This window comes from Bacillus sp. ABA4_010 (assembly GCF_056159105.1).
The window spans coordinates 457,764-472,442 of sequence record NZ_JBSWUN010000003.1 but is presented as its reverse complement, the minus strand read 5'-3'; the positions used below and the strand labels follow the sequence as shown (position 1 = coordinate 472,442).

Sequence of the window (14,679 nt, the reverse complement as noted above, 5' to 3'; positions counted from 1 at the left end):
CTTATAGTAAAAATCATAAACGCTTTGTTCAAAAGACAATCAACAAAATTTTACTATAGAACCTTAAAAATAACAAGTTTGGTGCGATTTTCTACGTGAAATATTGAATTTCAGCTTCAGGAAAGAACTGATGAATGTATTGCCTCATCGTTGTCTCAAGGTCTTGAGCATCCTCTGTTGGATAAACATATTTTCCAATTCCATATCGCCCCCACTTATATTTACGCTTCTCTTCATCCATTTCCAGCTTCGTTTTCGGATAATGTTTTTCAATCACCTTTTTAGCCGGCTTTGTAAAGCGGTGTTGAATAAGCTCAAACGTCAAATCCTGCAAATTAACGCCTTGCAATGAGTTGGATAACCGCTCAAACAATTCGAAATAGCCTTCCTGCCAGTCGTCATGCATGTAAATCGGCGCCACGATAAACCCTAACGGATAGCCGGCATTAGCTACTTTTTTTGCTGCTTCTAGCCGTTCGTCAAATGATGACGTTCCCGGCTCAAAATTTTTAATAACATATCGTGAATTGACACTAAAACGAAAGCGGGTTTTCCCGTTATGGTTGGCATCGAGTAAATGATCGACGAAATGATATTTTGTCACAAAACGAAGGCGGCCGTGTTCAGTTTGCCCGATGAATTCGATTGCTTTTTTTAACGAATGAGTCAAATGGTCAAGACCGACAATGTCCGATGTACAAGCCGCCTCAAAACGTGTAATGTCCGGTGCCCTCTCATTCATATATGTTTGTGCTTGATCAAAAATTTCTTCTAAATTTACGTATGTGCGAATGTACGGTTTGCTGCCGAGTGTCGTTTGCAAATAACAATAATGACAGTGCCCCATACAACCGGTTGCAAGCGGAATCGCATATTCAGCAGACGGTTTGGACGTATCAAATTTCAGCGTCTTTCGGACACCTACTACTAAGGTCGATTTAGCGACACGATATTTTTGAAGATCCGTTTCACCAGGCAGACCCCTTACTTGGTTATGTGATGTGGTTTCTCGTATTTCAATGTTCATCTTTTCAAATTTCTCTTTCAGCTCACGCCCAAGCGGATATTCAAGGGCACGTGGTTCAATATATACAAGCTGCGGGACAAAAGGTTTCATCCGTTCGCTCACCTCTTTTCAGTCAAAATCCATTCTCTTATGTAGTATGAGCGAAAGGTTACACGGCACATTCCCTGCAAATTTTGTATATATAAATTCACCCCAAGAATACGAAAAGCTGTCGGAAACAACATCCCGACAGCTTTTTCATCATTTATTATAAACCACACTTCAACTGCGCACCGCAGTTTGTACACGTATTGCATCCGCCAATTTCCTCTACCGTTCCTTGACGGCAAACAGGGCACGTGTTTCCTACTTCCGAACCGATGGTTACATCAGTTGAACGCACCTCATTAATCGTCTCAACTAATACGACATGCGGTTTTTCTTGTTTTGTTTCTGTTGCTTCTGCAGCATCATCAAATGTGTTTTCTTCCGCTTTTAACGTTAATACTTGTGAATCGCGGCTTCCATCCACATACACCGTTCCGCCTTTTGCACCGCCTTTATAAAGACGCTCATACACTTTTTCCACTTGCTCAACTGTATAGCCTCTTGGTGCATTAACCGTTTTACTAATCGAGCTGTCAATCCAGCGCTGGATGACACATTGTACATCGGCATGCGCTTCAGGCGCTAGCTCCATCGCCGAAACAAACCAATTCGGCAAGTTCGTCGGATCTGCTTCTGGATGCTGATCTAAATATTCTTGAACGATATCCGCTTTCACTTCAATGAACTTTCCTAAACGTCCGCTTCGGAAATAAGAGAACGAGAAGTAAGGCTCAAGTCCTGTTGATACACCAACCATTGTTCCTGTACTCACGTTTGTTACTCTCTATCTTAAACAGAGGGTGGGATTATCAGTACCCACTCTACATGTCGCCATGTAGGTCAGACTATATCTTCAACCAAATTAATTATACTTTTTGCTATGTCGTTTTCTGTGGCAAGGATATTCACATAAACTTATCAAATTAGATAGCTTATTTGCTTCTTTCCAATCTCCATAAAATTCTCTAAAAGGCACAATATGATGAACTGAAAGCTCTTGACCATAGTGTTCCTCTGTAACCCCACAGTCTTGACACGTATAATTATCCCTTTCCCTAGCTTTTCGTCTTTGTTCCCACCAATTTGGACCGTAATAATCGATGTCTCCACCTTGCCAGGTAGGACTGTTTTCACCTGAAAAAGCTAGGGATTCACTATAATACACTGCCATACACTCTTGATTACAAAAGTTCCATTTTTTTATAACCGACGGCTTCTTCTCAAATTCCAATCCACAATTCGTACAAGATATTAAAATACGTTTTTTATAAGCCTGTTCTCCTCTTCTTCCATTTTCTTTACCTAAACATTTGCGAGAACAAAACTTAGCTATGTCGGCTCGAGATTTTATTACTGTAAAATCTTTGCCGCAAATTAAACATTTTTTTAATACCTGCTGTTTTAAATGTTGATTGATTTGAGAAGCAACTCTTTGTTGATGCTGTTGCTTACACTTACGATTACAAAAATTGATCTTAAAGACTGCAGACGGCTTTCTATTTAAGCTTTCATCACAATTCGTACATTTTACCAATAGAGATTTCCTTAAGTGCTGAAATGCCTCAGGGTTTTTAGAGTGATACTCTCCTTTGCATTTCCTTGAACAAAATTTCTTTCGTTCATATTGACTTGGTTTTACAACCATTCTTTCACCACAGTTTTTACATATCTTTTCCATCTGCACACCTCTCTCAACTTAAAATTAAGTTTTCTGAGATGCACTAATCAAATTTGGTTGCTTAGCGTGTAGTCGTTGAGGGGTCAGCCACGACTTCCCTGCGGATTGTCCGCACCTTTTGATTTTTACTCTTTTCTATGTGTTGGCAAGACACGAGTACAAAAGGATTCTCGGAGTTTCCCGCATACAGCCAAGTTTACGCTACACTCTTACAAGTATAGGGGGCAATTCGTTTACCCGTAGGAGCAACAGTTAATAAATGCGAGTTGCGAATACCGTATTGTTTAATATCCTCACGAACATCTTCAGGCATTTTCTTCATGTAGCCTGTATTCGTAAATGCTTCACGTAAACGAGCCGTTTCTTCTTCTGTTTCACCTGCTAAGAATGGGAAGCTTCCTTTTTCCTTCGCAAGCTCCACTGAAGCGCGGTAAGCCGTTGTTGCAATTGTTTCAAACACTTTGTCAATAAGCTCGTTGCCTTCTTCTGAACCGTACTCTGTTTCACAGTAAATAAGAAGGTCATGTAAGCCCATTACACCAAGACCAACACGGCGCTCACCTAACGCTTGTTTTTTATTTTCTTCCAAGAAGTAAGGAGTGGCATCAATAACATTGTCCTGCATGCGTATGCCCACTTCTACCGTTTGCTTTAACTTCTCAAAGTTAACCGTTTTGTTTTCCTTATCCGCCATTTCCGCTAAGTTTACCGCTGCAAGGTTACACACGGAGAATGGTGCAAGTGGTTGTTCTCCACACGGATTTGTCGCAACGACTTGCTGACCGTACGCTTTTGCGTTCGTCATCTCGTTTGCGTTATCGATGAAGAAAATGCCAGGCTCTGCTGAATATGTGGCACAAATGTTAATCAAGTTCCAAAGCTCTTTCGCTTTAATTGTGCGGTACGTACGAACGCGATAGCCTAGCTTTTCCCATTCACGCACATCACCAATTTCATGCCATTTTTCGTTGTAAACCTTCATTTCTTCTTCATTGTATGTTTCAACAGCTGGGAAACGAAGCTCATAATCCGCATCCTTTTCAACAGCTTCCATGAATTCCTTCGTTAAGCAAACGGAAATATTAGCACCTGTTAAAAACTCGGGGTTGTGCACGCTATATGTGCCACCTGTTCTTAATTTTTCTTCCGCCTCTTTGAAAATTTTATCGTTGAATCCACCTTGACCAGGAATGTTCTTATAATTAACGATTCCTTGGTACATCGCTTCTTCTTGCTCTGTCAGCGGCGTAAATTTCAACTTATCTTGAGCTGCTTTTTTAATTCCCGCGTCATTTGTATTCTCAAGTAAGAATCGTAAAATTCTTGGGTTTTGCATTTTAGAAATAATGAATTCAATGATGTCCGGATGCCAATCCGCCTGCATGATCATCTGAGCCTGCTATGTTCCGTTGACTCGCTACATCAACTCTCTAGGTTTCCTTAGAGTTCAGACCATATCTTGCGTCACATTAGCATGACGCCCCCGCACTTCGGAATTGCTTAATTCCTACTCTACTCGCTTCCGCTACTATGAGCGTGCTTTCGATGGTCGTTGAACCTTCTCCATATCCAATTATGAACGTAGGAGCTTGGATGCTGGTTGCCGAATCTATATTGTTTTTCTACCGTCACGCTCATCGTTTCCAATCACGTTGTGGTCAATATAGCTCTAACGGGTTTCCAGCAGTTCACGAGGTTTTTTTAAGACGCGGCACTCGCCCATGCTTTACCGCGTCTGGACCCACCTTGCTCAACAAGATGTGTTAATTTCGCAATATCATCAAGCCATGACACAGAACCTGATGATTTACCGTTTACTCCGCGTGCTAACGTGTTGCGTGGACGAAGTGTAGAGCCATTCGTTCCAACACCGCCGCCACGGCTCATAATTTCCATTACTTGCTTTCGATGTTCAGAGATGCCTTCACGTGAGTCTTGAACAAACGGCATAACGTAACAGTTGAAATATGTCACATCTGTGTCTGCTCCTGCTCCGTATAATACTCGTCCAGCCGGTACGAAATTTAATTCGACAAGCTCGTTATAAAATTTCTCAAACCATTCCTGGCGTTTTTCTTCTGTTGTTTCAACAGCTGCAAGCCCTGTTGCATTGCGTTTGGCAATTTGCTCATAATACACTTCCAACGGCTTTTCAATGACGTCTAATGAACGTGTAATCATTCCCGTTGACATTTCCTGTTCACCTGACAGCGCTCCGCGGAATTCTTCTTCAATCAGCACAGTTGCCGTTTTGTTTTCCCAGTTAATATTTTGAATGAAACCGAGACCTCTTGCCGGAAATTTCGGATCTTCCTTTACGGTTAATACAACGAAATCCCCTTCAGATAATGTCAATTTCTCCGTATCCTTAAAAGAATAACGATCCAACATTACAAGTCGCGATACACCTTTATGGGTTTTATTCATATCTGATGTAATCGGATGGACTTGCGGGAATAACTGAATATCTTTATTCAGTTTTTCTACGTTGATTTTTGGTGTTTCTTTTAACGCAACAGTCATTCTTACAACTCCCCTAAATTGAACATTTTAATTCATAATATTAGACACTTATTCCAACAAAAGGAAAAAGTGTCTAAATATGCGATATCAATAACGTACCATAGCTCGTTTCCAAATTCAACATATAGTATCTCCACCTAAATACCTATACTATATGTTGTTTCTGTCAAGATAAATATTTTATTTTTTTCATAAAAAAACGATTGACACTCCAATCCCTAGAGCGCTATGGCTTTATAAGACATTAGCTAAAAAAATTCCGGAATGCGACAGCAAATTCCATCATACTAACAAAAAAAAGTCGCAACATTCCCTATTTATTTACTGAACGAAAAAGGTGAGCCGAGAAATGTACCTTCTCACTCACCCTATACTCTATCTTTTAAAATTCCACTCATCTGCTGCATATTTTGTTTTCGCCAGTTGTTGAACATATTGTTCTTCGTCTGGCGTAAGTGTATATGGTTCAAGTTCTACATTTAATCCGAGTTCAAACCCTTTTTGGAAGGCGACTTTCGCTTCTTCAAGTTCAACTGTTCTGTTGGCAATCGCATTAATGGCAACCGCTTTTTCACGAAATGCCCGCTGCATCCGCTCTTTTACCCGGTCATTTGAATATTTGAATACACTAAACAGCTTATCCTCGTCCAAATCAAGTAAGATAGATCCATGCTGTAAGATGACTCCTTTTTGACGCGTTTGAGCACTACCAGCGACTTTACGCCCTTCCACGACCAGTTCATACCATGACGGCGCATCAAAACAAACGGAAGATCGAGGATTTTTTAAGCTATTTTTTTCTTCTTCTGTTTTCGGAACAGCAAAATAAGCATCGAGCCCTAACAACTTAAACCCCTCCAATAATCCTTGTGAAATAATGCGATAGGCTTCCGTTACGGTTTTCGGCATATCAGGATGGTCTTCTGACACAATGACGCTATATGTAAGCTCATGTTCATGTAAGACGCCTCTTCCTCCTGTTGGGCGCCGCACAAATCCGAGCTCATGCTTTTTAACCATCTCAAAATCAATTTCTTTCTCCGCTTTTTGAAAATAGCCAATTGACAAAGTAGCAGGATTCCAGCCATAAAAACGGATGGTCGGCGGGATTTTTCCTTCACTGTGCCATTCTAAGAGCACTTCATCCAGTGCCATATTATAATATGGATCACGATTACCAGAGTCGATAAATCTCCATGTTTCCTTCATTTGTCCCTCAGTCCTTCATCATATGGTGAATACAAACAATTATATTTTAGTCTATCAAAAGAAGAGAATGAGGAAAAGAATTACGCCTTTACTTCTATTTTAGTTCACTTATATAATAGATTTATGTGATTTAGACGAAGAAAGGACGATGATCATGGAAATAGCATTAATTATACTAGGAGCTTTCATCGTGTACTCCGTTGCGATGTATTTTTATCAGCGCAAAATTTTAAAAACCTTAACGGAAGAAGAATTCCGTGCCGGATACCGCAAAGCACAAATCATTGACATCCGTGAACCGAATGACTATGAAGGTGGACACATTTTAGGCGCGCGCAACATTCCTTTAACTCAATTTCGTATGAGAATGGGTGAAATGCGAAAAGACCAGCCTGTTTATCTGTACGATCAAAATGGCATTCGTACAGGCCGCGCTGCTCAAATTCTCCGCAAAAACGGCTATCAAGAGCTGTATCAATTAAAAGGCGGCTTCAAGCAGTGGTCTGGTAAAATTAAATCAAAAAAATAAAGCATAGCTTTCTATAAAGAAATGTAAAAAAGCGGCGAGGGTCATTCCTCACCGCTTTTTACATATTTACCCGTGAATTAGCAAAGCATTTCTCACCGGCATTTTTATGCTTGATAACGTAATATCGGCTTTCTAGCCGCCGTTGTTTCATCAAGGCGCTTGACAACAGTTGTATGCGGCGCTTCTTGAACAATCTCTGGATTTTCTTCTGCTTCTTTCGCAATTTGAATCATCGCGTCAATGAATGCATCGAGTGTCTCCTTCGATTCTGTCTCAGTCGGCTCAATCATAATGCATTCCTCTACGTTGAGCGGAAAATAAATCGTCGGCGGATGATAGCCAAAGTCCAATAAGCGCTTCGCAATATCAAGCGTACGAACACCTAGCTTCTTCTGGCGTCTGCCCGATAAAACAAATTCATGCTTACAATGACGATCAAACGGCAAATCATAATATTCCGCTAAACGGCGCATCATGTAGTTAGCATTTAAGACGGCATTTTCCGTTACAGCCTTTAACCCGTCAGGCCCCATTGAACGAATATACGTATAGGCACGTACATTAATCCCGAAGTTCCCGTAAAAAGGTTTCACACGTCCAATCGATTGCGGACGATCGTACTCAAAGTGGAAACCTTCTTCTGTTTTCAGCAATACTGGTTTCGGCAAGAACGGCATCAAATCTGCCTTCACCCCTACCGGACCCGATCCAGGGCCCCCGCCTCCATGAGGACCTGTAAAAGTTTTGTGAAGGTTTAAATGAACCACATCAAAGCCCATGTCGCCAGGGCGTGCCTGACTTAATACCGCATTTAAATTGGCTCCGTCATAATAAAGCTTGCCGCCTGCTTCATGAACGATTTGCGCCATCTCTAAAATGTTCTCCTCAAATAAGCCAAGCGTATTCGGATTTGTCAGCATTAAAGCTGCTGTATCGCTTCCGACAACACGACGTAAATCTTCTAAATCCACTAACCCTTGCTCATTCGATTTGACCGTCACGGTTTCAAGACCAGCGACAGTTGCCGATGCAGGATTGGTCCCATGGGCAGAGTCTGGTACGATTACTTTTGTCCGATGTACATCACCATTTGCTTCATGGTATGCGCGAATCATCATTAAGCCCGTCCATTCACCGTGAGCCCCTGCCGCTGGTTGCAATGTCACTTCGTCCATCCCAGTAATTTCCTTTAAATGCTCCTGCAAATCATACATAAGCTCCATGGCCCCTTGGACCGTCGATTCCGGCTGAAGCGGATGAACATGGGCAAAACCAGCCATACGGGCAGTTTGCTCATTAATTTTCGGGTTATATTTCATCGTACAAGACCCAAGTGGATAGAAACCAGAGTCCACCCCATGGTTCCGCCTTGATAAAGCCGTATAATGACGCATAATATCAAGCTCAGACACTTCCGGTAATTTCGGTTCTTCTGTACGAATATAGTCAGCAGGAAGACACTCCTCCAGCTCTGTTTCAGGTACATCTAACGCAGGCAGTGAATAGCCAATACGTCCTTCTTTACTCACTTCAAAAATAAGTGACTGTTTCTCGTTATGCATGGAAATCCCCCAATTCCTTCGCAAGTTGGTCAATCTCTTGTTTGGTTCGAAGCTCTGTCACTGCGATGAGCATATGATTTTCCAACTCTGGATAATCGCGTCCTAAATCATAACCACCAATGATTCCTTTCATTAAAAGGTAATCATTCACTTTTGTCACCGACTGATTGAAGGCGACTACCATCTCATTGAAAAACGGACCTGTATACACAACAGACAAGCCTTTTTCCTGCAACACCTTCATAGCATAACGAGCTTTATGAATGTTTTGCAGCGCCATCTCTTTTACCCCTTTTTTTCCGAGTGCGGTCATGGCAACGGAAGCAGCGAGGGCATTTAACGCCTGATTCGAGCAAATGTTAGATGTAGCTTTGTCACGGCGAATATGCTGTTCACGAGCTTGCAGCGTCAAGACAAATCCACGCTTTCCATCTTCGTCCGTCGTTTGACCGACAAGACGTCCAGGAATTTTTCTCATCAGTTTTGCGGTTGTCGCAAAATACCCACAATGAGGACCGCCAAATTGGAGCGGAATACCAAATGGTTGTGCATCTCCGACAACAATATCGGCTCCGAATTGTCCCGGAGGTGTTAACGCGCCTAAGGCTAATGGATTGCTTGATACTACAAACATGCCTTTCTCACGATGAGCGATTTGCTCGATTTCCTTTAACGGTTCAATCTGACCGAAGAAGTTTGGATATTGAACTAATACGCACGCTACGTTTTCATCCATTTGAGCTGTTAATACTTCTAAATCCGTTACGCCGTCTTTAGCCGGAATTTCAACTACTTGTAAATACTGACCTTTTGCATATGTTTTCAACACATCGCGTGATTCCGGATGAACGGCTGCTGATACTAAAATTTTTTTCTTTTTCGTTTGTCCTGCACTCAGCATCGCGGCTTCCGCCAACGCCGTCCCGCCATCATACATGGACGAATTCGCTACATCCATTCCCGTCAGTTCGCAAATCATCGTCTGAAATTCAAAAATTGCCTGCAATTCCCCTTGGGAGATTTCTGGCTGATATGGTGTATACGCCGTATAAAATTCAGATCGAGAAATGACGTGATCAACAATAATTGGCATATAGTGATCATATACACCGGCTCCTAAAAAGGATGGATAGTCTTTCACATTTCTATTTTTTGCTGACAATTGGCTTAATTCTTTCACAAGTTCGGACTCGGATGCCGCTTCTTTAATGTTATACAACCCTTGAAAGCGTACGCTCTGTGGAATATCCGCAAACAGCTCGTCAACTGACTCTACACCAATTGTTTGCATCATCTCTTTTTGATCTTGTTCTGTCATTGGCAAATATCGATGCTTCATACCTTCTGCTCCTTCTCCATATGGATGATTTATTTTGAACGTTTATAAAACGGTGTTGACACGACGTTTGCTTTCAAACGCTTTTGCCTAATTTGCACTTCTACTTCTGTTCCAAGGCTGGCAAATTCCGCTTTTAGCAACGCTATTCCCACATTCTTTTTCAAAGTTGGCGACTGTGTTCCTGTCGTCACGTCCCCAATCTTCTCTTCCCCAACGAATACTTCGTACCCATGGCGGGGAATTCCCTTCTCAATCATTTCCAGTCCGACAAGTCTACGAGGTGCTCCATGCTCCTTTTGTCCCTTTAACACTTCTTTTCCAATGAAATCTTCTTTATTTGTTTTCACTGCAAATCCGATTCCTGCTTCAATTGGTGTAATGTCCTTGGAAAGTTCTTGACCGTATAAAGGCAAATTCGCCTCAAACCGAAGCGTATCACGGGCCCCAAGGCCACACGGAACAATCCCTTCTTCTTTTCCTGCTTCTAGTATCGCCTGCCATAATTCAGGAGCATCTTTGCTTTCACAATACAGCTCGAATCCGTCTTCCCCTGTATAGCCGGTCCGCGATATGAGGACATTCACACCTGCCACTTCTACATCGTTACGGAAATGGAAAAATTTAATGTCCGCTAAATTCACGGTTGTCAGCTTTTGAACAATTTGTTCAGCCAATGGACCTTGAACCGCAAGCTGGGCGATATGAGCCGACTTGTTTATCACAGTGACATCACCACTTACATGCTGCTTCAGCCATTCAAAGTCTTTTTCAATATTGGCCGCATTGACAACAAGCAAATAGTCTTGATCACCTTGCTTATAAATCAACAAATCATCTACCGTTCCCCCGTCTTCATAACACATCGCCGTATACTGGGCTTTTCCATCCGTTAAGACAGATACATCATTTGTCATTATCTTCTGTAAAAAAGCAAGACTATCCGCACCCGTGACGGTTATTTCTCCCATATGCGACACATCAAACAACCCTGCTGCTGTACGAACAGCCTCATGCTCTTCTTTGATTGAGGAAAAATGAACAGGTAGCTCCCATCCTCCAAAATCAATGAGCTTAGCTCCTAATTGCTTATATGTATCATAGAGTGGCGTTCTGTTTAAATCTCCCATCATAAATCCCCCTTTTAATCTTTTAAATTATCCACCTCTTACGCATGTTTACATAGGACTAGGCAACCAGCACCTCTTTCATCCAATGAAAAAAGGACAGACACCTCCCTGTTATTCACTAGGAAGTCTCTGTCCTTTCACCTGAAAGTTTTACCCGCTGTTTGTCGCTTCATCGGTTTGCCTCTTGGGTGGCTTACATTGTAAGCACTCTCCAGAGTTGCGTCAAATAAGAGTCTTTTTGCCTGAGAGATTCGTTCTTCACTTGCTCCTTCGGCGCTGCATTGAAGCAGTCTCTCCCCTTATTCTCATTCGCCTATATAAAATTGTCATTTGTTGGTCATACTAGATGGAAACTGCTGTTACACGACCATTAAAGTCGAAAAGAAATGAACATTTATTAATAAAATCAAAATCAACTGTTTATTTGAAAATTTCCGAATTATATTTACATCCTATCATTAAACTTTGCAATAATTCAACAAGAAATTGATGAAAGGGGTGTTTTACCATGGATGCGGATATCTTATTTGACGAAGAGTGGAAAGAGGCTTTCCTTACAAAAGTGGAAGAAGACGGCCCATGGGCAGACTGGGAAACATACAAGCTTGCTTATCAGATTCAAAAACAAACGACCATTCCTGATTTTAAAGGGCTGCAGGCTCCTAAATATTTAGCTGATTTAGTTCCCCTTCCTCATCAGCTGGAAGCCGCAAAACAAGTAGTCGAAGAAATGAATGGGAAAGCGATTTTAGCAGATGAAGTTGGACTTGGCAAAACGATTGAAGCGGGATTAATTTTAAAAGAATATATGATTCGAGGTCTTGTAAAAAAGGCGTTAATTCTCGTTCCTGCCTCGCTCGTTTCTCAATGGACGATGGAATTGAATCAAAAATTCTATATTCCTGCAGTGGCTCAACGCAAGTCTTACGTATGGGAGCAATGTGACATTGTCGTATCATCGATCGATACCGCCAAGCGCCCGCCTCATCGCGAGATTGTCTTTCAGCAAGATTATGATTTAGTCATCATCGATGAAGCTCACAAGCTCAAAAACAACAAAACGAAAAACTATGAATTTGTCCAACAGCTTAAGAAGAAATTTTGCTTACTGCTGACAGCGACACCTATTCAAAACAGGTTAGAGGAAATTTTCAACCTCGTTTCTCTTTTAAAACCAGGCCACCTTGGCAATCAAGCCTTATTCGACGGTCTATTTTCAAAGAAAAAGCGGGACGTGCAAAATGATGAACATTTACGCCAGCTCGTCAATAAAGTGATGATTCGCAATCGAAGAGCCGATACCGGAATTGAGTGGACAAAACGAATTATCCATACAGTCCCCATCGACTTCTCAGAAGAAGAGCGGGCGCTGTATGAAAAGATTACCTCTCATAAAAATGCTTTTTTCACAAATAGTGCCTTTTCCGTGCTGACCTTACAGCGTGAAGCTTGCAGCAGCCGGGAAGCAGTCTATATGACATTAAAGAATATGCTGAAGCGCGAATCAGAAGATTATCATCCACCCCGCGAGCTTATCGAAGAGCTGATGGGAATCATCGGGACCATTTCACGTAATGCCAAAGCGGAGAAAGCGCTCGAATTGATTCAGCAAATTAATGATAAAGTTATTATCTTTACAGAATACAGGGCTACTCAACTTTATTTACAATGGTACTTAAAGCAAAACGGCGTATCATCCGTCCCTTTTCGCGGAGGCTTTAAACGCGGGAAGAAAGATTGGATGAAACAGCTCTTTCAGCAAAATGCCCAAGTATTAATTGCTACAGAAGCCGGTGGCGAAGGCATTAATTTACAATTTTGCCATCACATTATTAATTTTGATTTGCCATGGAATCCGATGAAGTTGGAACAAAGAATTGGACGAATTCACCGTCTTGGTCAGCAGCACGATGTCCAAATTTACAATTTTTCTGTTTCTAATACGATTGAAGACCATATTTTAAAGCTTCTCTATGAAAAAATTCATTTATTTGAACGAGTCATTGGAGAACTTGATGATATTTTAACGCGCTTAGATATCAAAAACTTCGAAGAACATGTCCAAGATATTTTCCTTCAGTCCAAAAGTGATGGGGAAATGAAAATCAAAATGGACAATTTAACATCCATCATCCAGTTTGCCGAGCAATTTGACGAGGGGGACCAACGCCATGCAGCAACATGAAATCCATTCATTTCTCAAACGTTATTTTACCGCTCATCATTGCGAAATTGTGGAGGAAACACCGTTCTACTTAACGGTACAGTTAACCATTGAGATGGATAAAGAACTGATGAATCGCCCGTTTTACTGGCATTACCTAGAAAAAACAGGCGGTGTTCCTAATCCTGCAAAACTGACCTTTATTACAGATGCAGCTTTTCACGATGAAAATGTCAAAGGAGAGAGAATTCACTTCGGTTCTCCACGCCTTCACCAAATTTTCTCTTCTACACAAAAGCTCGGATCATTCATTCGCCTGTATGAAAGTGTCCGCCAAACCAAACCTTCTCACATGCCGCTGCATCCGTGGGTAGGGATGAACGTGAAGATTTCTTATCAATGCAACTTAAAAAAAGATACCGTCTTGTCACTAGGTGTTCATTTAATTACTGGCTCCATTACCCTTTCTTTTCAAGATCAACTCGAACAATATCCTTTGTCCCCTAAAATTTCGGACTATTGCTTTACTTTATCGCCATTAATTAAACCAAGAAGCGGGTTAAATCGATTGGAGCAGTTTATTCAAGGACAAATTGCACAAGATAATCATGAATGGGCAAGCCATTCAAGAAAGCGCTGGGAAGAAGATTTATCTCTTTTAAACCATTTTTATGAACAAATGGATGAAAAACCAGATTGCTACAACATTGAAAAACAAGCATTGCAGGAACTTTATGAACCAAAAATTCACATTGATGTCATTAACGGTGGATTATTTTATTTAACGGAGAAAACGAGCAAGCAGCTCATGTCTGTTTCATAGAGAGGATGACGTTACAAATGAAGTCACTATGGCTAACCATCTGTTTATGTGTCATGGCCGGATCTCCGTTTTTAGTGCAGCCTGCTGTCATAGCGGAAGCTTCCCAGCCGTCAAAACCGATACCTGCCTATGCAAAATGGAGCCGAATTGCCATCAAAGAAGCAAAAGCCAAATATCCTTCTGCTCAAATTAAAGATTTTTTATATTTAGGTCGCTCTCAGCAAGGCGAAAATCAAACGACGGAACGTTTTAAACTTTGGGTACAAAATCAGAACAAAGAATTTGGTGTATTTGTAACCATCGTATTTGACACAAAAACCGAAAAAATTCATTCGATTTCGTTTGCCGAAACACCAAAGTAAAAACCGGCTGTCACTGCAGCCGGTTTTTATTTCCAAAAAGCTTGTCACACTTTATTTTTTCTTTCGATACCACATCATCACACCAAAAGGAATGACACCGAACCAGCGCTGGACAAAAGAGTCTCGCTCTTGTTTTCTTTGGCGTCTTTGTTGTTTCCTTTCTTCCTTCGGTTTATCAATGTAACGAACAAATTGTTGAGTGACAAATTTAACATAATCATTTGTAGACATTGCTCGGGACCACCTCAA

Annotated in this window: 11 protein-coding genes, 3 pseudogenes and 1 riboswitch; of the genes and pseudogenes, 4 read left to right on the top strand and 10 right to left on the bottom strand. The window is 41.3% G+C overall.

The window, feature by feature from the left end; translation table 11 throughout:
• Positions 1-91 precede the first annotated feature (91 nt).
• From splB to ACXAEO_RS03535, 6 genes and pseudogenes are all read right to left on the bottom strand, one after another.
• Entirely contained in the window at positions 92-1,117 is a 1,026-nt protein-coding gene (gene splB / locus ACXAEO_RS03560) for a spore photoproduct lyase (RefSeq protein WP_474878050.1), read from the bottom strand.
• Positions 1,118-1,274: 157 nt separating this feature from the next.
• Positions 1,275-1,883, bottom strand: a pseudogene (locus ACXAEO_RS03555) (hypothetical protein); the annotation flags it as partial.
• 93 nt (positions 1,884-1,976) lie between these two features.
• Positions 1,977-2,792, bottom strand: coding sequence for an HNH endonuclease (locus ACXAEO_RS03550; RefSeq protein WP_474878048.1), 816 nt, complete (start codon positions 2,790-2,792; stop codon positions 1,977-1,979).
• A gap of 235 nt (positions 2,793-3,027) precedes the next feature.
• Positions 3,028-4,179, bottom strand: a pseudogene (locus tag ACXAEO_RS03545) (vitamin B12-dependent ribonucleotide reductase); the annotation flags it as partial.
• A gap of 341 nt (positions 4,180-4,520) precedes the next feature.
• A pseudogene (locus tag ACXAEO_RS03540) lies at positions 4,521-5,315 on the bottom strand (ribonucleotide reductase N-terminal alpha domain-containing protein); the annotation flags it as partial.
• Positions 5,316-5,690: 375 nt separating this feature from the next.
• Positions 5,691-6,524 carry a lipoate--protein ligase family protein gene (locus tag ACXAEO_RS03535; RefSeq protein WP_474878046.1) on the bottom strand — a complete coding sequence of 278 codons (834 nt, stop codon included), beginning with the start codon at positions 6,522-6,524 and terminating at the stop codon, positions 5,691-5,693.
• Between the two features lie 154 nt (positions 6,525-6,678).
• On the opposite strand from ACXAEO_RS03535, the gene ACXAEO_RS03530 reads away from it, so the two are divergent.
• Positions 6,679-7,053, top strand: coding sequence for a rhodanese-like domain-containing protein (locus ACXAEO_RS03530; protein WP_474878044.1), 375 nt, complete (start codon positions 6,679-6,681; stop codon positions 7,051-7,053).
• Between the two features lie 104 nt (positions 7,054-7,157).
• Here the strand turns inward: ACXAEO_RS03530 and gcvPB are convergent, their stop codons facing one another.
• From gcvPB to gcvT, 3 genes are read right to left on the bottom strand one after another with little or no spacing between them, the layout of a single operon-like run.
• A complete protein-coding gene (gcvPB, locus tag ACXAEO_RS03525) occupies positions 7,158-8,615 on the bottom strand; it encodes an aminomethyl-transferring glycine dehydrogenase subunit GcvPB (RefSeq protein WP_474878041.1) in 1,458 nt (485 codons plus the stop codon).
• On the bottom strand, positions 8,608-9,954 hold the full coding sequence (gcvPA, locus tag ACXAEO_RS03520) for an aminomethyl-transferring glycine dehydrogenase subunit GcvPA (RefSeq protein ID WP_474878038.1): 1,347 nt from the start codon (positions 9,952-9,954) through the stop codon (positions 8,608-8,610). The genes gcvPB and gcvPA overlap by 8 nt, the downstream gene beginning before the upstream one ends.
• Positions 9,955-9,983: 29 nt before the next feature.
• Positions 9,984-11,081 (bottom strand): glycine cleavage system aminomethyltransferase GcvT, encoded by a 1,098-nt coding sequence (gcvT, locus tag ACXAEO_RS03515; protein ID WP_474883946.1) that lies wholly within the window; start codon positions 11,079-11,081, stop codon positions 9,984-9,986.
• Positions 11,082-11,301: 220 nt separating this feature from the next.
• Positions 11,302-11,390, bottom strand: a riboswitch (glycine riboswitch).
• 199 nt (positions 11,391-11,589) lie between these two features.
• Between gcvT and ACXAEO_RS03510 the strand changes: the two genes are divergently transcribed.
• Genes ACXAEO_RS03510 through ACXAEO_RS03500 form a run of 3 tightly spaced genes read left to right on the top strand, consistent with a single transcriptional unit; the run spans position 11,590 to position 14,430 of the window.
• A complete protein-coding gene (locus ACXAEO_RS03510) occupies positions 11,590-13,266 on the top strand; it encodes a DEAD/DEAH box helicase (protein ID WP_474878035.1) in 1,677 nt (558 codons plus the stop codon).
• Complete coding sequence (locus tag ACXAEO_RS03505) at positions 13,253-14,068, top strand: YqhG family protein (RefSeq protein ID WP_474878033.1); 816 nt, start codon at positions 13,253-13,255, stop codon at positions 14,066-14,068. The genes ACXAEO_RS03510 and ACXAEO_RS03505 overlap by 14 nt, the downstream gene beginning before the upstream one ends.
• 17 nt (positions 14,069-14,085) lie before the next feature.
• Entirely contained in the window at positions 14,086-14,430 is a 345-nt protein-coding gene (locus ACXAEO_RS03500) for a YqzG/YhdC family protein (protein WP_474878031.1), read from the top strand.
• A 51-nt stretch (positions 14,431-14,481) separates the two neighbouring features.
• Here ACXAEO_RS03500 and ACXAEO_RS03495 read toward each other — a convergent pair whose 3' ends face one another.
• On the bottom strand, positions 14,482-14,661 hold the full coding sequence (locus ACXAEO_RS03495; RefSeq protein WP_474878029.1) for a YqzE family protein: 180 nt from the start codon (positions 14,659-14,661) through the stop codon (positions 14,482-14,484).
• Positions 14,662-14,679 lie beyond the last annotated feature (18 nt).